We start from the raw sequence: 17,464 nt of genomic DNA, 5'->3' as shown, positions 1-17,464 counted from the left end.
AATGAAATTATTAAAAACAATAATAAATAAATCGTTATTTAAATCGTTATTGATTGCAATCATCTCATTTAGTGTGTTGCTTGGATTTAATAATTTTTTACCAGGGACAATCATGTGGTATACCTCAATTTGGGAGTACAAAGTAAAAAACTTTGACACCTATAAAAGCGATTTCCAGACTATAGCGGACTTGGCTTATCGTGAGTTTAGCAAAGGTCAAATGAAGAGCTCTTATATAAATGTTGAAGAGAATCCTGATGGATCAGTAAATCTAAACTATAAAAAGGTCAACAGTGAAGACCTCATTGATGTAACGATGAGCCAAAAGGAGAGAAATTCCTTAGGGGAAATTGTGAAAAATGCTTTTCATCACGGCGATATGGCGTATTTATCTTTAATTAGAGTTAGACAAAATGAGGTAGCTTTTGAAATAGAAAATGGCCACTATTCATTGGTATATACAGTTAATGGTAAAAAACCTAAATTTAAAAATTCTCCACATAATTTTAAGTTAAAGAAGATATCTGCTCACTGGTATCATGCAAGGGTAATAGAAGATTAAAGAGGGGTTTGAACAACGTCGACTTTTGTTAAGTATGCAAGATAAAGTTATAGAGACTTAATTTATCTAATAAACCACATGCGAGTGTGACAACTCCATGTGGTTTTCTTTTTCCTCTTGGTTTGCCGATAAAATGAATACCTAACAATGTATCATTTAAAAACGACCAAACAAGGATTGATTGAATGAAAATAAACACAACAAAATTAATTAAATTGATAATTACATTGTTATTGATAGCCATCATTTCATTTAGCGTGTTAGTTGCAGTTTTTAAATCTTTATTAGGGAATCTTCTGTGGTCGACTTGGGATTACCGAGTAAGGGATTTTGATACCTATAGAAGCGATTTCCAGACTATTGCGGACTTGGCTTATCGTGAGTTTAGCAAAGGTCAAATGAAGGACTCTTATATACTTGTAACTGAGAATTCGGATGGATCCGTTCATTTTAGTTATGAAAATTCCAAGACTGAAACTATGGTGGAAGCAGCGTTGAGCCAAAGAGAGAGAACATCTTTGGAGAATATAATGGCAAATGCTTTTCATCAGGGTGATATGGCATATTTATCCGTAATCAGAGTTAGAAAGGACCAAGTAGAATTTGGAATCGAAAATGGTCTATATTCATTGGTAAACAGAAGAGACGGTCATAAACCTAAATCTGTAAATGCCCTGAATACAAAAAGGCATTATAAGTTAAAGAAGATAACAGATCATTGGTACCATGCATGGGTGGTGGAGTGAAAGGGTGATGAGGTGAATTTGAAGATCACTGGAACTGGGAGCCGCCACACGATGAAGTCATGATTGATGAACCAACTAAAATAAAGATAGTACAGGCGGTAGCTGATAAAACAAAAGACACAGATTATAAGATAGAATTTGAATAAAAGTGTTCGGGGCCACATACGAGCGAAACAGATTGTCCAAAGGGAACAATTGGACAAAATAACGTACATCAGGCACTCGCCATAGGTGCCAATGAACAAGGGAGAGAAGAAGAGATGAACGAGGAACAAGCAAGCCAAGACGCGGCCGCGGGCTGGCGCTTCGATAACAGCTATTCGCGGCTGCCGGACAATTTCTTCGCGCGGGTCGATCCGACGCCGGTACGCTCGCCGAGGTTGATCGTTCTGAACGAGCCGGTGGCGGCCGCGCTCGGATTGGACGCCGAGAGGCTGCGGAGCGCGGAGCAGGTGGCGGCGCTGGCCGGCAACCGGATTCTGGAGGGCTCGAGTCCGCTGGCCCAAGCCTACGGCGGGCACCAATTCGGCCACTTCAATCGGCTGGGGGACGGAAGGGCGAATCTCCTCGGCGAACAGATCACCCCGTCCGGGGAACGAGTGGACATTCAGCTGAAGGGCTCGGGACCGACGCCGTATTCCCGAAGGGGAGACGGCCGCGCGGCGCTCGGTCCGATGCTACGCGAATACATCATCAGCGAAGCGATGCATGCCCTCGGCATTCCGACGACCCGCAGCCTAGCGGTCACGGCGACCGGAGAGAGCATCTATCGCGAGACGGCGCTGCCCGGCGCGATCCTGACCCGCGTGGCGGCCAGCCACCTTCGCGTCGGCACGTTCCAATATATGATGGCCTTCGGAACGACGGAGGACGTCCGCACGCTTGCGGATTATACGATAAGCCGACATTATCCGGAGATCGAGCGGAACGAGAGTCGTTATCTCTCTCTGCTGGAGGAGGTCATCAAGCGCCAGGCCAAGCTGATCGCGAAGTGGCAGCTGGTCGGCTTCATCCATGGCGTCATGAACACCGACAACATGGCGATCAGCGGCGAGACGATCGATTACGGTCCGTGCGCGTTCATGGACGCCTATGATCCGGCGACCGTGTTCAGCTCCATCGATACGCAAGGACGGTATGCTTACGGCAACCAGCCTCCGATCGCGGGCTGGAACCTGGCGAGATTCGCCGAGACCTTGCTGCCGTTGATTCATGAGAATATCGAGCAAGCCGTGGTGATCGCCGAGGAGACGCTCTCGGAGTTCCCGGAGCTCTATCTTCGGAGCTATATGTCCGGAATGAGGGAGAAGCTGGGGCTCTTCGGAGAAGAAGAGCAGGACGAGGCGCTCGTTCGGGAGCTTCTCGGCCTGATGCAGAAGCACGAGGCGGACTACACGAATACGTTCCGTGCGCTGACCTTGGGCGATCAGGCTCGGTCGCCTCTGGCCGGAGTCGCGGAATTCGACGCTTGGCTCGAGCGCTGGGAGGAGAGACGCAAGCGGCAGCCCGAATCGCTCGAAGCGTCTTATGAGCGGATGCGGGGCGCCAATCCGGCGGTCATTCCGCGCAACCATCGCGTGGAGGAAGCCTTGGAGGCCGCCGGGCGCGAAGACTTCAGCGTGATGAACAAGCTGCTTGCTGCTCTGAGCCAGCCTTACGCTTATTCCGCGGAACAGGAAGAATACGCCGCGCTTCCCGAGGAGCCGGAGCTTCCGTATCAGACGTTCTGCGGAACCTGAACGTTCCAGAAGCCATTCTCGCGGCCGGGAGCGGGACAGCCCTTGTCCTTCAGCTTCGCGCGAACCTGCACGATACAGCCGCAATGGGCGCAAGTGGTGCCGTATTGCAGGGAAGGGCACGCCGCGCAGCTGGCGAGCCTCTGCTCGTAGACGTCGTCCGTCACGCAGAGCTCGCTCAGCTTCGCGACCTTCTCCACCATTCGCCGAATATTCTCATCCGATAGATGCACGCTCGCCGTACAGCCCTTGCAAGCTCCGCTCATGGCTTTTGCCCCCTTCGTTCTGTGCCAGTCCCTCTACTCCGACTTGCTTCCCGTGTAAGACAGCTTGAATTGAAGATCCTGGTGATAATTGCCGAAGCCCGTGCCGTAGAGCGTCAGCCCGCCGATATGTTCGGCATCCTCCCGGACGGACAGCTTCAGCTCCCACTGAGGCTTGCGGATCCCGACGTCGTGGATCGTATAGCCGGATACCCTTGTCCCCTCGATGAACGTGCCGTCCGCGTTGATGCGGATGTGAACCAGAATGCCGTACTGGTTCAGGCTCAGGTCCCACCAATCGGGCGTAAACTTGCCGCGGGTTCCCCCGAAATCGCCGGGACTCGTCCACTTCCCGAGATTGACTCCGTTGAACGTGAAGTCGATATCCGACGGCCAATGCTCGTTGAACGAAGGAGCCTCGGAAGCGATCTCCATCGTCATCTCCAGCTCCTCCGGATTCTCCGACGGAAGCAGATAGTTCGGGATCTTGTAGGTGACGTGTCCCTGCGAGAACCACAGGATCTTGGCGTCGACCCTCTCCGGTTCCAGGAAGTAGCGCGGATCGTCGAATCCGCTGCCGATCACCTTCGTCTTGGTCGCCAGGCCGCAGGTCGGCTTCACGTCGAAGTCGACGAAGTGGCCGATGGCGACGCTGGAGAGGTGGAAGCGGCGCGGTACGATCCCCGGCCTCGGGAAGACCAGCTCCATGCGGTCGGCGGTCAGCCGGCACAGCTTCTGGGCGGCTCCCTTGCCGGGAATCATCTCGATCCGCACGAGCTCCGCCTTCTCCAGTTTCTTGATATGCATCGTGATAATCGAATTGCTTAAGCCGATGGCGGAGGCCAGGTCCTTCATGACCATCGGTTCCTGGGCCAGCAGCTCGATGATCCGGATTCGAACGCCGCTCGCCAGCGCTTCGAACAGCGGAAGATTGCTTTCGGAGACCAACGTTTCCATAGTGCCTCTACCCCGCTCTATTTTTTCTCCAGCATATCCTTTCGTTTCTGTATTGGCAATATAATTCTCATTCAAACTTAATAATCAACCAAAATATAAAATATTGAATAAAAAGGTGTTGACTGTCCAATGAGAGCGCTTTATATTGTAAAGGAATGGGCACGCATACAGAAGGCTATTCGCCGTTAAGGAGATGAACCATGTCGAACCGGGTAGTGATTCACGCCGATTGGTCGCTGGGAACGATCAATAAGAACATTTACGGTCATTTCGCCGAGCATCTGGGACGCTGCATCTATGAAGGGCTTTGGGTGGGAGAGGATTCTCCGATTCCGAACACGAAGGGGATTCGCCAGGACGTGCTGGCCGCGCTCAAGAAGTTGAACATTCCGGTGCTGCGTTGGCCGGGCGGCTGCTTCGCGGACGAGTACCACTGGAAGGATGGCGTCGGCCCTCGCGAGAACCGCAAGCGGATGATCAACACGCATTGGGGCGGCGTAGTGGAGAACAACCACTTCGGCACGCATGAGTTCTTCCAGCTGTGCGAGCTGCTCGACACCGAGCCTTACATATGCGGGAACGTGGGAAGCGGAACGGTGCAGGAGATGTCGGAGTGGGTCGAGTACATGACCTTCGACGGGGAATCCCCGATGAGCAGATGGCGCCAGGAGAACGGGCGCGAGAAGCCTTGGAAGCTGAAGTACTTCGGCGTCGGCAACGAGAACTGGGGCTGCGGCGGCAACATGACGGCGGAGTATTATGCCGACCAATACCGGAGGTTCCAGACTTACGCGCGCAATTACGGCGACAACAAGCTCTATAAGATTGCCGGCGGGGCCAATACGGACGATTATCACTGGACCGACGTCCTGATGCGGGAAGCGCATGGGATGATGGACGGCCTTAGCCTTCATTACTATACGGTGCCGGGAACCTGGGAGAACAAGGGCTTGGCGCTCGACTTCGACAAGCAAGCTTGGTTCGAGACGCTGCAGAGAGCCCTTCGGATGGATGAGCTCCTGACTCGCCACAGCACGGTGATGGATCGTTACGATCCGCAGAAGCGGGTCGGCATCATCGTCGACGAATGGGGCACATGGTATGCGGTCGAGCCGGGAACGAACCCGGGCTTCCTCTACCAGCAGAACACGATGCGCGACGCGGTCGTCGCCGCGGCTCATCTGCATATCTTCCAGAAGCACTGCGACCGCGTGCAGATGGCGAATCTCGCGCAGCTGGTGAACGTTCTTCAATCCGTCATTCTGACGGAAGGCGAGAAGATGCTGCTGACGCCAACCTATCACGTCCTCGAGATGTTCAAGGTTCATCAGGACGCCGAGGCGCTCGCGTTCCACGGCAAGATCGGGGAGATCGCGCTGGAGAACGGGGAATCGCTTCCGCATGTCAGCGTGTCGGCTTCGAAGAAGGACGGCAAGGTGCATGTCAGCCTTTGCAACCTGAGCCCGGACGAATCCGCCGAGTTCGAGCTGGAGCTCCGCGGAGCGGAAGGTTCTCATTCCTGCGCGGGAGTCATTCTGGTCGGCGATGCGATCGACGCGCACAACACGTTCGAGAATCCGGAACGCGTCGCTCCTGCGCCGTTCGAAGGAGCGAAGATGGACGGCAACAAGCTCTCCGTCAAGCTTCCTGCGGCTTCGGTTGTCCTCCTGACGTTGGAAGCGTAAGCGGGCGGACTATATCGCTTCATCTATCGAATAGAAAGAAGCCCGCTTTCTCCAGCCGGAGAAGCGGGCTTTGCGTTTGTATTAGGTCCTATACCTTCCCTAGAGGATGATTTGTCCGTCCTTCATCGTAACGACGCGGTCGGCGTAAGCTAGCGTCTCTTCGTCATGGGTAACGAGCAAGGTGGACATCTGGAAGGTTCTCGTCAATCCTTGAATCAACTGCATGATCTCGTGCGTTCGCTTCGAATCCAGGCTGGCGGTCGGCTCGTCGGCGAACAGCAGCCGGGGCTCGTGAATGATGGCGCGCGCGATGGCCACCCTCTGCTTCTCTCCGCCGGACAGGGAAGCCGGATAGGCCTTCCGGCGGTGCTCCATGCCCACCAGCTTCAGCATGGCGTTCGCCTTTTCTCTCTTGGCATTCACGTCCAGCTTGTTCTCCGACACCTCCAGCATAAGGGCAAGCTGCTCCTCCACGCTAAGGAACGGAACGAGATGAGCGGCCTGGAACACGAACCCGAAGCGGCTCGCCCTTATCTTCCTTATCTCCTCCTGGGACATCTTCGCCAGATCGCGCCCGTCCAACAGAATCCGCCCCTCGGTGGCCCGCTGAAGTCCCGCGGCAATCGTAAGAAGAGTGCTCTTGCCGGAGCCGGACGATCCGACCAGAGCCGTCAGTTCGCCGGGTACAAGGCGAAGGTCGACGCCCTTCAGCACCTGAACCTCAGCATCTCCATCCGGATACGACTTGATAATGTTCTGCAATTCGAAGCCCTTCATCGTTACATCTCTCCTTGCTGAATGGCCTGCAGCGGCGCGGCCTTCTTGATCTGAATGCCGGATAGGGCCGATCCCGCGAACCCGATGATCAGGAACAGGACGGACAGCCGGGCGACACGATCCGCGGTCAGCAGGTAAGGCATTCCCTCCGGCGCGAAAGCTCCGAACAGTAAGCTTAGAGCGGCGGACAACAACAAGGCGGCAACCGTGATGACGGCCATCTGCGTCCACATCATGCGGAACAGAGCGCCCGTGCGGACCCCGATCGCTTTGAGGATGCCGTACAGCCCCATTTTCTGCACATTCATCATGTAGAAGAAGATCCCGAACAACAGTCCGCTGATCGCCGCGAGGAATCCGATGATCATGTTTAGCGTCAGTTGTTCCGCGTTGTAGCTGGGGATGGTCTTCAGGAACCCGTTCTTGGAGAAGGAGACGAGGCCGGGCAGCGCGGGAGCGTCCGATCCCGGAAGGAATAGAAGCTGCATGCCGCTTCGTCCCGTGATCTCCTTGTAATCCTCCGCCTGCAGGAAGGCGACGGAGGCATGGCTGAACTTCTGGCTATCGGCGAACCCGACGACCGTGAGCGCGCCGCCGTAGTTGTCGTTGGATAACCGGTCGCCTACTTGGATGCCTTCCTTCTCCATGGAACGATCCAGTACGACCTCTCCGCGCTTAACGGAGGGCAGCAGCCCCGCCCCTTCCGTTGCCGCCAAGGCAAAGCTGCGCTGCTTGCCCGAGGCGTCGATCAAGAAGCCCATCTGAATCGAGAGAGCTATCGCATCCGGGTGAGCGTTCAAAGCGTCGGCCTGCGCCTGCGGCTTGATGCTGGAGAACGAATAGGTCCGATCGGCTTCTTCGCTCATATAGAAATGGCCGTTGGGCAAATTCTTGACGAGGGCCGAATTGTCCTGGGACAAGCCGTTCGCCAGCCCCTCTACGATAAAAGCCAGAAAGCTGACCAGGAACAGGATCGATCCGAGAATGAGAAATTTCGTCTTGCTGCGCTTCATTTCTTGCCAACCTAACTTCATATGGTTCCCTCCTTGTTCCCCTTGAATTTAGGTTCGGAAGATGAACGCACCGTGAACGGCTCCTTACAAATGCTCCGAACGGCTCTTCCCTCATTGCTATCGGGAGTCCGATCGTTCATCATGGGGATACACAGGTACACAAGCAGAGGCAAGGGGGCAAGCCCATGAGAGTCCATCTCCTGATCGCGGACGACGATCCGCCCATTCGAGAACTGCTCCGGCTGAACCTGACCAAGGAAGGGTATGTCGTGCTGGAGGCGGCCGACGGCGAGGCGGCTTCTCTTCTGATGGAGCGGGAACAAGTCCATCTGGCTATCGTCGACGTGATGATGCCGGGCAAGGACGGACTCGCGCTGTGCCGCGAGATTCGGGAGCATTACGATATTCCCGTCATTATGCTGACCGCCAAGGGCGCCCTTAAGGATAAGGAAGAGGGGTTCGAATCGGGAGCCGACGATTATCTGGTCAAGCCGTTCGAGCCGCAAGAGCTGCTGTACCGGATCAAAGCCCTGCTCCGAAGATACAAGCTGGTGTCCGCCGAGCAGATTCAGATCGGGGCGCTGCTGATCGATCGGCGCAGCTACGAGATCCGGGTACGCGGCGAGACGCGTACGATTCCGCTGCGCGAGTTCGAGCTGCTGGCCCAATTCGCGAGCCAGCCGGGCCGCATCTACACGAGGGAACAGCTGATCAAGCTGATCTGGGGAGCGGATTTTGCCGGCGACAGCCGCACGGTGGACGTTCATGTGAAGCGGCTTCGGGAACGGTTCGCCGACTGCGACGACTCGTTCGCGATCCAGACGGTAAGGGGATTAGGCTACAAGCTGGAGGTTCGGGAAGAATGAAGTCGTTGTACGTTCGAATAACGGTCACGTTCGTTCTGATCGCGTTCTTCAGCTCCCTCTTGGGGCTGCTGGTCACCAGCCTCTATTACGAGCAGGTGCTTAAATCCGACAACGAACGGAAGATCGAGGCCATCAGCGGGAGAATAAAACAGCTCTACGAGCAATATCCGGAGATGGACCTGGAGCGGGACTACTTGCCGGCCGTCGCGGAGATGGGGTACCAGCTCCATCTGGTTACGGAAGAGGGACGAGCGGTATCCTACGGTTCGCCGTTCAAGCACGGAAGCCTGTCCGAAGAAGAGATCCGATCCGTGCTGGAAGGGCGGACCTACAACGGAATGGGGGCCGAGAATCGCCGGCTGGAGCTCATCGCGTACTTCGAGAACAGCGTCCGCAACACGATAGGGGTTCCTCTCGAGACGCCGGAAGGCAGAGCCGCCTTGTTCGTTCGTCCCGACCTGCAGCAGCAGATCGGAGAGGTCCGGATCATCGTGGCCGTTCTGATCGCCAGCACGTTCCTTCTCTCGCTCCTGCTGATCGCCTTCTTCACGAGATTAATCGTTAAGCCCGTCAAGAAGCTGACGATGGCCACGAAGAAGATCGTCCAAGGCGATTACCGGGTCGGCCTGGAGACCTCCCGTAAGGACGAGATCGGGGATCTGGCCAACCACTTCTCACGCATGACGGATTCCATTCGCCGGCTGGACGAGATGCGCCAGGAGTTCGTGGCGAACGTCTCCCATGAGATTCAGACGCCTCTGACCTCGATACAGGGCTATGTTCGCGCGATTCGCGAGGAGAGCCCTTCGGCGACGGAAGCGAACCGCTACCTGGACGTCATCGAATCCGAGAGCCGAAGGCTGTCCTCGTTAAGCCAGCAGCTCTTGACGCTTGCTTCTCTGGACAAGGGAGACAAGGCGCTGCGAAGATCGGCTTTCCGGCTGGACGAGCAGCTTCGCCAAGTGCTGATCTCCCTGGAGTGGCAATGGGCTTCCCGCAGCTTGGAGCTGGAGCCGGACCTGGAGGAGGTCGTCGTGGAGGGGGATCCCGAGCTTCTCTACGAGGTGTGGCTGAACCTGATCTCCAATGCCATGAAGTTCTCGGAGGACGGCGGGAAGCTCGGAGTCCTGCTTCGAAGGGAAGGCCGTTCCGTTCGAGTGACCGTCTGGGACCAAGGCTGCGGCATTCCGGAGGAGGACCTGCCGTTCATCTTCGAACGGTTCCATAAGGCCGACAAAGCGCGGGGGAGCCGGCGGTCCGGCAGCGGGTTGGGCCTGTCCATCGCCAGGCAGATCGTGAACCTTCATGACGGAGAGATCGAAGCCCGAAGCGCGCTTGGCGAAGGGACGTCGATTACGGTGATTCTTCCTGCGTGAGGCTCGGGAATGCGATATAATGGAGTCATATGGACGAACGCCTGAGGAGGGTGACTTGCTATGGAATACCAATACACGGATGAGTTGAAAATGCGCCTGAAGAGGATAGAAGGGCAGGTTCGCGGAGTTCTTCGCCTGATGGAGGAGAGAAAGTCCTGCAAGGAAGTGGTCAGCCAGCTGTCGGCGGTTCGCAACGCCTCGGACAAGGCGATCGCCCAGATCGTCGCGGAGAACCTGCAGCAGTGCATCCTGGAGGAGCAAGCGTCGGGCAATTCCACGGACAAGCTGGTGAAGGAAGCCATCGAGCTCTTGGTTAAAAGCAGATAAAGCCGGTTGCTTCAGCCGTCTTCCCTATTCAAAGGGAAGGCGGTTTTTTTTGTCGATGCGCGGAATAGATTGCATGCAATTATGTAGTTTAAGAGACAGATTCGGGTGATATGTATAATAATAGAAATAATACTTTGATGAATTTAATAAAAAATTGATATAACGGGTTATTACCAACAAAGATTCAATTTACAACTTAGATTATTTGAACTAATATGAAGGTTGTCGGTGGACATAGGACGGATCTAGAAGCATAAAGATAGAGATAGAGAGATTGATTTAGAGGGCATGGAGCCGTGGGCTATGCCTTATTTCCCTTTCGTCCATTTATCTACTGAAGGAGATCGAAACATGAGAGCAGGGATTATCGGCACCGGTTATGTCGGGCTGGTCTACGGGACCGTCCTGGCGAAGCTGGGCCATGAGGTCATCTGCGCAGACGTGGATGAGAATAAGATACAGCGCTTGAACCATGGGGAGATTCCGATTCATGAAGCGGGATTGGCGGAACGGCTGCAGGAGGGCATCGCCAATGGCCGTCTTCGATTTACGACGGATCTGGCCGGCATGATCCGGCAGAGCGAAGTGCTGATGATAACGGTCGGCACCCCGCCCAGGGACGACGGATCGTCCAATACCGATCCGGTGCTCTCCGTGGCGGCCGAGATCGGCGAGCATATGAACGGACCGCGGACGGTCGTCATGAAGTCGACGGTTCCCGTCGGCACCACTCGCCAAGCCGAAGCGATTATCCGGGAGAGGCTGCGGGCAAGAGGCGTCGATTACCCTCTGGGGGTGGCGATGAATCCGGAATTCCTGAAGGAAGGTACGGCCCTGAAGGACGCGATGGAGCCGAGCCGCGTCGTGATCGGCACCGACAGCGAGCTGGCGAGAGAGACGCTCGCGGCTCTCTATAAGGATTACTCCGATCAAGCCGTTCCATTCGTCCATACGAATCCGGAGACGGCGGAGATGATCAAGTACGCGTCCAATTCCTTCTTGGCGTTAAAGGTTGCCTTCATTAACGAATTCGCCCTTCTGTCCGAGAAGGTCGGGGCGAACGTGATCGACCTTGCTTACGGCATGGGATTGGACAGCCGGATCGGTCCCCGCTTCCTGCAGGCGGGGGCGGGCTACGGCGGGAGCTGCTTCCCGAAGGACAATTCGGCCATTATCGGCGTGGCGCGCCAGCACGGTCTCGACCTGTTGACGGTGCGGGCCTCCCAGGAGGCGAACGAGCGCCACCAAGATGCGATGGTCGAGCGCATCGCGGAATCGGTCGGCCCGGGCGAGGATTTATCCGGCCGCACGATCGCGATTCTGGGCCTCTCCTTCAAGCCGGGAACGGACGACGTTCGGGAATCGCCGAGCCTGCATATCATCCGCAAGCTGGCGGAGCGCGGCGCGTCGATCCGAGCGTACTGCCCGCACGGCATGGAACAAGCGGCGCTGGCGCTTCAAGATTGCGTGGGCTCCATCGTTTACGCGGAGGATGAATATTCCTGCGCGGCGAACGCGGACGCTCTGGTCCTCGTCACGGATTGGCCTCAGTTCCTCGGCCTGGATCTGCGCCGGTTGAAGGCTTCCATGAGGGGCCAAGCCATGCTCGACCTTAGGAACATGTTCGCCGCGAACGGCGAGATACGGCAGCTATTCGACTATCGGCCGATCGGGCTGAAGAGAAGGGGAGGATGAACTCATGGCAACCTATCTGGTTACCGGCGGAGCGGGGTTTATCGGGTCGCATCTCGGCGAGAGCCTGATGGCCGGCGGGCATCGCGTGATCGCCCTCGACAGCTTCTCCGACTCCTACGACTATCGCGTCAAGATCCGCAACGTCCAACAGGATACCTGCCGGGAGAACGTTGCCGCCCTGTCCGACAAGGAGTCTGCCCTGGCCGAGCTGAGCCGCAGCCTGGACAGCGCGCAGTATCGCTTGGAGACGGTCGATATACGGGATGCGCATGCGCTGGAGCGTATTTTCCAATCCGAACGGATCGATGCCGTCGTCCATCTGGCGGCCTTGCCCGGCGTGCGGGCTTCCATCGAACAGCCTCTCTTGTTCGAGGACGTCAATGTCAGGGGCACGCTCCTGCTGCTGGAGACGATGAAGAAATACGGCGTCCGCAAGTGGGTATGCGCATCCTCGTCCTCGGTATACGGCAATAATACGAAGGTTCCTTTCTCGGAGAGCGATTCGGTCGATTCCCCGATCTCGCTCTATGCGGCTACGAAGAAGAGCAACGAGCTCATGGGATATACGTATCATCATCTTTATGGAATCGATAGCATCATGCTTCGTTTCTTCACGGTGTACGGGGAACGGCAGCGGCCGGACCTCGCCATTCATAAATTCGCCAGGCTGATCGACCAAGGCAAGGAGATTCCGTTCTACGGGGACGGCTCCACGAAGAGAGACTATACCTATATCGGAGATATCGTAAGCGGAATTCGCGGGGCGCTCTCCTATGTAGAGAATAACGAATCGGTCTATGAGGTGGTGAACCTCGGCAACAGCCGGATGGTGTCGCTTAACGAGATGGTGGCCTGCCTCGAGAACGAGCTGGGCAAGAAGGCGGTCCTGAACAGGCTGCCCGCCCAGCCGGGGGATATGACCATGACGTTCGCGGACATAAGCAAGGCCAAGAGGCTGATCGGTTACGAGCCTCGGACGAGGTTCGAGGAAGGCATCCGGAATTTCGCAAGGTGGTATGGAGGGAATTTGTCATGATGGAATTGTCGGTTGTCGTTCCGATCTATAACGAACGAGACGATCTGATTCGGCTTTACTTCGCCATTACGGGGGCGCTTAACCCCCATCTCGAGGACTATGAGATCGTTCTGGTGAACGACGGAAGCACGGACGGCAGCGGCCCCCAGCTGGATAAGCTCGCCGAGAGCGACGCCAAGCTGCGCGTCATCCACTTCGAGAAGAACTGCGGGCAGACGGCGGCCATCGCCGCGGGCCTCAAGGCGGCCGAAGGACGTTACGTCGCGCTGATGGACGGGGACCTGCAGACCTTCCCCGAGGATATCATCAAGCTCCTGCCTTATATGAAGGAATATGATTTCGCCAACGGAACGCGGGTCAACCGCAAGGACACGCTGGTCAAGAAGGTCTCTTCCAAAGTCGGCAACGGGGTACGCAACAAGATCACGGGAGACCGGATTCAGGATACCGGCTGCCCGATGAAGCTGTTCAAGCGCGAGGTGGCCCAGAGCTTCACCCTATACGAGGGCTTCCACCGCTTCCTGCCGACCTTGGCGAGAATGAACGGCTTCAGCGTCGTCGAGGTTCCCGTCGGCCACCGCGAGCGAACGTCGGGCACGTCCAAGTACGGGGTGCTTAACCGGGCGTTCGTCGGGCTGATGGACGCGATCGTCATCGGCTGGCTCCGCAAGCGCAAGATAAACTATCAGATCAGAGGCGAGTAAGGATGAGCAGTCATGCGCGGGAATGGTTCTGGATCGGCTTCGGCTTGATCGGCCAGCTGATGTTCACGGGACGCTTCGTCGTTCAGTGGATCGCGAGCGAGAAGGCGAAGCAGAGCGTCGTGACGAAGTCCTTCTGGGTATTCGGCATTCTGGGCAGCTCGATTCTGTCCGTCTACGCCATCTACCGGAAGGACCCTGTATACATTCTAGGCCAGGTTCCCGGGATCTTCATCTACGCGCGCAATCTGATTCTGATGAGGAACACGGACAGGGCGGCGCAAGGCTCCAAAGGATAACGCACGGCGGAAAAGGCTGAAAGTGGCTGGATATGGCCGGAAAAGGCTGTCTCGAGCAGGTTCATCATGAGCCTGGGAGGCAGCCTTTTCGGTTTGCGACTATTGACGTTACCGTTGATGGCGCCTTTTGATGGGATCCATTGACGTTTACCGCTCGAAGGTATTTTTTGACGCCAAGACACCATTACAAGACACCGCCCACTAAGAGCGAAAGTGCACTTAGTCGAGCTCCTTTTCGCGGAAAATCCCGAATTAGGTGCAGAAGTGCACTAATTTCGCGGCAAACCGCCTCTTGTGTAGGGAGTTAAGTGCATATTCGCTCTTAGTCGAAAACCTGCCGCCATGCCGCCAGAGAATCCAAGCTTCAGCGAAGCATGCTTATGGCGCCCAACGTGCAGGAAGGGCGGTTTAGCTTGTGGAACCAGGCTTAAACGCTGCTGCCGGGCTGCCAATGGGACGGCCTGGCCAGTCTTGGCGGAATGCGGGTGGCTTCGTCGCCCTTGGCCGCGTTCAGTTGGGCCTGGGACAGGAAGAGGCAGCCCGTCAGGTCGGCTCCGCGGAGATCGGCATCGCGGAGGTCGGCGCCGATCAGATCAGCGTAACGCAGATCGGCCCCCTGAAGATCGGCGGCAATCAGGTAAGCGCCTCTTAGGTTCGCGCAGCGAAGATCGGCCCCGCGCAGCTTGGCTCCGATCAGGTCGGCCCCCCGTCCGGCCTTCTTCGGCGTGCGAAGGGGGCCGCTGAACGTCTTGCGCGCCTCCTGCCGAACGAGCTCGCTTGCCTGAAGCAGAAGAGGGCTCACGGCCGCGCGATAGACGGAGACGGACAGCTCCGACAGGCGGTCGGCGCTCTGCAGGGTGAGCTCTTCGATCTCCCGAAGGGAGGCGAGAAGATCACCGCGAATCGGCTGGGCGGCCTTGAGGGTAAGCGCCTCGTTCAGATGCGAGAGAAGCTCCTGAAGCTGCCACAGGACGGGGAACGCTTCGAACATCCGGCTGGCGGATTCCGGCGCCTCGAGCCAGCCGCTCCCTTGGAAGGTATGCTGCGAGAGCTTCTGCCCCGCGCCGAAGCAGTCGTAAACCGTGCAGCCGCGGTAGCCCTGCTGCCGGAGCTTGCCGTGAATGCCGCAGCGATAGTCCTCGCGAAGCTGCGGGCAAGGCTGCCCGGCCGCCTTGTCGCGGGCGAAGTCGGAGGAGGCGGAGAAGGGCAGCGCCGCGCAGCACAAGCCGAAGCAGCTCTCGCAATCGGCCTGCAGGCTGCTCCAAGGGAGAACGGGGTTCTCGGCTGCATTCTGCTCATCGAGGTGGGACATGGTCGCTGCTCCTTTTTGTGCGAATAGGAAAATACTCTATTAATAGTATAGCAGATAAGAAACGGAGGCCGTCCAGTTCTTGATGATTGTGATCGACTCCCATATCGTTTATGATGTTCTGAGAAAATACGATAAAGAGAGCTGAACCGACTGTGAACCCACAAGAGCTTAATTTCCGGATGCCGCCCGAATGGGTGGAGCACGAGCGCACCTTCATGTCCTGGCCGGTCAAGGATTCGATGGTTTATCCCGAAGACCACGAGAGCGTATGCGCCGGCTACGCGCAGATCGTCAAGGCGATCGCCGAATTCGAGCCGGTCTCCGTGCTCGTCAACGCGGCCGACGAAGCGCTGGCCAAGAGCCATCTGGATTCTCCCAATATCGATCTAATCCTAATTCCGCATAGCGACGCCTGGCTGAGAGACAACGGGCCGACCTTCGTGGTAGGCGAAGACGGAGAGCTCGCCGGCGTCAATTGGAAGTTCAACGCCTGGGGCGGGAAGTACGCGCCTTGGGACCTCGACGACGACGTCGCTCCGCAAATTCTGGAGCATGTCGGCGCCCGCCGCTTCGACGCGCCGCTCTTCATGGAGGGAGGCTCCCTTCACGTGGACGGAGAGGGCACCGTGATCACGACGGAGGAGTGCCTGCTGAACGAGAACCGCAACCCGGAGCTCGGCCGGGAGCAGGTCGAGGAGCACCTGAAGAAGTTCCTGAACGTGCAGAAGGTCATCTGGCTGAAGCGCGGGCTGGACGGCGACGAGACGGACGGCCATGTGGACAACATCGCCTGCTTCGCCGCGCCGGGCAAGGTCGTGCTGCAGGTGTGCGACGACCCGTCCGACGAGAACTACGCGATCACGCAGGAGAACCTGCGCATCCTGGCGGAAGAGACCGACGCCAAGGGCCGGAAGCTGGAGATCGTGGCGATTCCCCAGCCGCCGAAGGCGATGCATGAAGACAGCCGCCTGACGCTGAGCTACCTGAATTTCTACTTCGTCAACGGAGGCATCGTGCTGCCGGTATTCGGCGGCCCGGCAACGGAAGCCGACCGGGAGGCGGAGCGCATCCTGCAAGAGACGTTCCCGGAGAGAAGAATCCGCACGGTCGACGGGATGGCCATTATCAAAGAAGGCGGCAACGTGCACTGTACGACGCAGCAGATGCCGCGGAAAGGTGGAACCGGAAAGTGAGAAAAGTAACGGTAGCGGCCACTCAGATGGCCTGCTCCACGAATATAGACGAGAATATCGCCAAGGCGGACAAGCTCGTCCGCGAGTCTGCCGCCCAAGGCGCGCAGATCATCCTGATCCAGGAGCTGTTCGAGACTCCGTACTTCTGCCAGAAGGAGAAGTCGGACTACTACGTCTACGCGACGGAGCTGGAGAACAACAAGGCGGTCAACCACTTCAAGAAGCTCGCGAAGGAGCTTCAGGTCGTGCTTCCGATCAGCTTCTACGAGAAGAAGAACTATGCCCGCTATAACTCCCTGGCGGTCATCGACGCGGACGGCTCCGTGCTCGGCCTGTACCGCAAGAGCCACATTCCGGACGGACCGGGGTACGAGGAGAAGTTCTACTTCAACCCGGGCGATACGGGCTTCAAGGTGTGGAACACGCGCTACGCCAAGATCGGCGTCGGCGTCTGCTGGGACCAGTGGTACCCGGAAGCGGCTCGCTGCATGGCCCTGATGGGAGCCGAGCTGCTGTTCTACCCGACGGCGATCGGTTCGGAGCCGCAGGACGGCTCCATCGATTCGAAGGACCATTGGCAGATGTGCATGCGCGGCCATGCCGCGATGAACCTGATGCCGGTCATCGCCTCGAATCGCATCGGCGCGGAATCCGATGAGGATTCGTCCATTACGTTCTACGGCTCCTCCTTTATCGCAGGCCCGCAGGGCAATCTGGTGAAGGAAGCGGGGCGGACGGAGGAGACGACGCTCGTGGCCGAGTTCGATCTCGATCAGCTGGAGGTCCAGCGCATCGAATGGGGGATTTTCCGCGATCGCCGTCCGGAGCTGTACCGCGCGATCGCATCCTACGACGGAAGCACGATGATCTAACTTGCAGCCCAAAGCCCGTACTCGGCGGTTATCGCCGGTGCGGGCTTT

18 protein-coding genes are annotated in these 17,464 nt (G+C 57.1%); 13 read left to right on the top strand and 5 right to left on the bottom strand.

The window, feature by feature from the left end; genetic code table 11:
• Position 1: 1 nt before the first annotated feature.
• From ELR57_RS09260 to ELR57_RS09250, 3 genes are all read left to right on the top strand, one after another.
• Positions 2-562 (top strand): hypothetical protein, encoded by a 561-nt coding sequence (locus ELR57_RS09260; RefSeq protein ID WP_126958753.1) that lies wholly within the window; start codon positions 2-4, stop codon positions 560-562.
• A gap of 185 nt (positions 563-747) precedes the next feature.
• On the top strand, positions 748-1,308 hold the full coding sequence (locus tag ELR57_RS09255; RefSeq protein WP_126958752.1) for a hypothetical protein: 561 nt from the start codon (positions 748-750) through the stop codon (positions 1,306-1,308).
• Between the two features lie 260 nt (positions 1,309-1,568).
• Positions 1,569-3,047, top strand: a complete 1,479-nt coding sequence (locus tag ELR57_RS09250; RefSeq protein WP_126958751.1) for a protein adenylyltransferase SelO — start codon at positions 1,569-1,571, stop codon at positions 3,045-3,047.
• Here ELR57_RS09250 and ELR57_RS09245 read toward each other — a convergent pair.
• On the bottom strand, positions 3,026-3,310 hold the full coding sequence (locus ELR57_RS09245) for a DUF6171 family protein (protein ID WP_126958750.1): 285 nt from the start codon (positions 3,308-3,310) through the stop codon (positions 3,026-3,028). The two genes, ELR57_RS09250 and ELR57_RS09245, sit on opposite strands and share 22 nt — an antisense overlap.
• Positions 3,311-3,343: 33 nt before the next feature.
• Positions 3,344-4,264, bottom strand: coding sequence for an ArsR/SmtB family transcription factor (locus ELR57_RS09240; protein ID WP_126958749.1), 921 nt, complete (start codon positions 4,262-4,264; stop codon positions 3,344-3,346).
• 200 nt (positions 4,265-4,464) lie between these two features.
• On the opposite strand from ELR57_RS09240, the gene ELR57_RS09235 reads away from it, so the two are divergent.
• Positions 4,465-5,949 carry an alpha-N-arabinofuranosidase gene (locus tag ELR57_RS09235; protein ID WP_126958748.1) on the top strand — a complete coding sequence of 495 codons (1,485 nt, stop codon included), beginning with the start codon at positions 4,465-4,467 and terminating at the stop codon, positions 5,947-5,949.
• Positions 5,950-6,048: 99 nt separating this feature from the next.
• Here ELR57_RS09235 and ELR57_RS09230 read toward each other — a convergent pair whose 3' ends face one another.
• Positions 6,049-6,726 (bottom strand): ABC transporter ATP-binding protein, encoded by a 678-nt coding sequence (locus ELR57_RS09230; RefSeq protein WP_126958747.1) that lies wholly within the window; start codon positions 6,724-6,726, stop codon positions 6,049-6,051.
• Between the two features lie 2 nt (positions 6,727-6,728).
• Complete coding sequence (locus tag ELR57_RS09225; protein ID WP_126958746.1) at positions 6,729-7,760, bottom strand: FtsX-like permease family protein; 1,032 nt, start codon at positions 7,758-7,760, stop codon at positions 6,729-6,731.
• 164 nt (positions 7,761-7,924) lie between these two features.
• On the opposite strand from ELR57_RS09225, the gene ELR57_RS09220 reads away from it, so the two are divergent.
• From ELR57_RS09220 to ELR57_RS09190, 7 genes are all read left to right on the top strand, one after another.
• On the top strand, positions 7,925-8,605 hold the full coding sequence (locus ELR57_RS09220) for a response regulator transcription factor (RefSeq protein ID WP_126958745.1): 681 nt from the start codon (positions 7,925-7,927) through the stop codon (positions 8,603-8,605).
• Complete coding sequence (locus ELR57_RS09215) at positions 8,602-9,981, top strand: sensor histidine kinase (RefSeq protein ID WP_126958744.1); 1,380 nt, start codon at positions 8,602-8,604, stop codon at positions 9,979-9,981. The genes ELR57_RS09220 and ELR57_RS09215 overlap by 4 nt, the downstream gene beginning before the upstream one ends.
• A 60-nt stretch (positions 9,982-10,041) precedes the next feature.
• Positions 10,042-10,308, top strand: a complete 267-nt coding sequence (locus tag ELR57_RS09210) for a metal-sensitive transcriptional regulator (protein ID WP_126958743.1) — start codon at positions 10,042-10,044, stop codon at positions 10,306-10,308.
• Between the two features lie 351 nt (positions 10,309-10,659).
• Positions 10,660-12,003 (top strand): UDP-glucose dehydrogenase family protein, encoded by a 1,344-nt coding sequence (locus ELR57_RS09205; protein WP_126958742.1) that lies wholly within the window; start codon positions 10,660-10,662, stop codon positions 12,001-12,003.
• A 4-nt stretch (positions 12,004-12,007) separates the two neighbouring features.
• The gene (locus tag ELR57_RS09200; RefSeq protein ID WP_126958741.1) at positions 12,008-13,039 is read left to right on the top strand and encodes a GDP-mannose 4,6-dehydratase; all 1,032 of its coding nucleotides are present in this window, start codon (positions 12,008-12,010) and stop codon (positions 13,037-13,039) included.
• A complete protein-coding gene (locus tag ELR57_RS09195) occupies positions 13,036-13,743 on the top strand; it encodes a glycosyltransferase family 2 protein (RefSeq protein ID WP_126958740.1) in 708 nt (235 codons plus the stop codon). The genes ELR57_RS09200 and ELR57_RS09195 overlap by 4 nt, the downstream gene beginning before the upstream one ends.
• A 2-nt stretch (positions 13,744-13,745) precedes the next feature.
• Complete coding sequence (locus ELR57_RS09190) at positions 13,746-14,039, top strand: lipid-A-disaccharide synthase N-terminal domain-containing protein (RefSeq protein ID WP_126958739.1); 294 nt, start codon at positions 13,746-13,748, stop codon at positions 14,037-14,039.
• A gap of 427 nt (positions 14,040-14,466) precedes the next feature.
• Here the strand turns inward: ELR57_RS09190 and ELR57_RS09185 are convergent, their stop codons facing one another.
• Positions 14,467-15,351 carry a pentapeptide repeat-containing protein gene (locus ELR57_RS09185; protein ID WP_126958738.1) on the bottom strand — a complete coding sequence of 295 codons (885 nt, stop codon included), beginning with the start codon at positions 15,349-15,351 and terminating at the stop codon, positions 14,467-14,469.
• A gap of 179 nt (positions 15,352-15,530) precedes the next feature.
• On the opposite strand from ELR57_RS09185, the gene ELR57_RS09180 reads away from it, so the two are divergent.
• A complete protein-coding gene (locus ELR57_RS09180) occupies positions 15,531-16,544 on the top strand; it encodes an agmatine deiminase family protein (RefSeq protein WP_370452244.1) in 1,014 nt (337 codons plus the stop codon).
• Positions 16,541-17,416 carry an N-carbamoylputrescine amidase gene (aguB, locus tag ELR57_RS09175; protein WP_126958736.1) on the top strand — a complete coding sequence of 292 codons (876 nt, stop codon included), beginning with the start codon at positions 16,541-16,543 and terminating at the stop codon, positions 17,414-17,416. Before ELR57_RS09180 ends, aguB begins: the two co-directional genes overlap by 4 nt.
• The last annotated feature ends 48 nt before the right edge of the window (positions 17,417-17,464 follow it).

Source organism: Cohnella sp. AR92 (genome assembly GCF_003990975.1).
GTDB lineage: Bacteria > Bacillota > Bacilli > Paenibacillales > Paenibacillaceae > Cohnella.
The sequence above is the reverse complement of the archived record's forward strand: the minus strand, read 5'-3'. Positions and strand labels throughout refer to the sequence as shown.

Coding starts and splice junctions, on each gene's coding strand:
- ELR57_RS09230 (WP_126958747.1), bottom strand. CDS start 6,726: ATGAAGGGCTTCGAATTGCAGAACATTATCAAGTCGTATCCGGATGGA.
- ELR57_RS09245 (WP_126958750.1), bottom strand. CDS start 3,310: ATGAGCGGAGCTTGCAAGGGCTGTACGGCGAGCGTGCATCTATCGGAT.
- ELR57_RS09180 (WP_370452244.1), top strand. CDS start 15,531: ATGCCGCCCGAATGGGTGGAGCACGAGCGCACCTTCATGTCCTGGCCG.
- ELR57_RS09215 (WP_126958744.1), top strand. CDS start 8,602: ATGAAGTCGTTGTACGTTCGAATAACGGTCACGTTCGTTCTGATCGCG.
- ELR57_RS09235 (WP_126958748.1), top strand. CDS start 4,465: ATGTCGAACCGGGTAGTGATTCACGCCGATTGGTCGCTGGGAACGATC.
- ELR57_RS09200 (WP_126958741.1), top strand. CDS start 12,008: ATGGCAACCTATCTGGTTACCGGCGGAGCGGGGTTTATCGGGTCGCAT.
- ELR57_RS09190 (WP_126958739.1), top strand. CDS start 13,746: ATGAGCAGTCATGCGCGGGAATGGTTCTGGATCGGCTTCGGCTTGATC.
- ELR57_RS09250 (WP_126958751.1), top strand. CDS start 1,569: ATGAACGAGGAACAAGCAAGCCAAGACGCGGCCGCGGGCTGGCGCTTC.
- ELR57_RS09205 (WP_126958742.1), top strand. CDS start 10,660: ATGAGAGCAGGGATTATCGGCACCGGTTATGTCGGGCTGGTCTACGGG.
- ELR57_RS09260 (WP_126958753.1), top strand. CDS start 2: ATGAAATTATTAAAAACAATAATAAATAAATCGTTATTTAAATCGTTA.
- ELR57_RS09210 (WP_126958743.1), top strand. CDS start 10,042: ATGGAATACCAATACACGGATGAGTTGAAAATGCGCCTGAAGAGGATA.
- ELR57_RS09240 (WP_126958749.1), bottom strand. CDS start 4,264: ATGGAAACGTTGGTCTCCGAAAGCAATCTTCCGCTGTTCGAAGCGCTG.
- ELR57_RS09225 (WP_126958746.1), bottom strand. CDS start 7,760: ATGAAGTTAGGTTGGCAAGAAATGAAGCGCAGCAAGACGAAATTTCTC.
- ELR57_RS09255 (WP_126958752.1), top strand. CDS start 748: ATGAAAATAAACACAACAAAATTAATTAAATTGATAATTACATTGTTA.
- ELR57_RS09195 (WP_126958740.1), top strand. CDS start 13,036: ATGATGGAATTGTCGGTTGTCGTTCCGATCTATAACGAACGAGACGAT.
- ELR57_RS09220 (WP_126958745.1), top strand. CDS start 7,925: ATGAGAGTCCATCTCCTGATCGCGGACGACGATCCGCCCATTCGAGAA.
- ELR57_RS09185 (WP_126958738.1), bottom strand. CDS start 15,351: ATGTCCCACCTCGATGAGCAGAATGCAGCCGAGAACCCCGTTCTCCCT.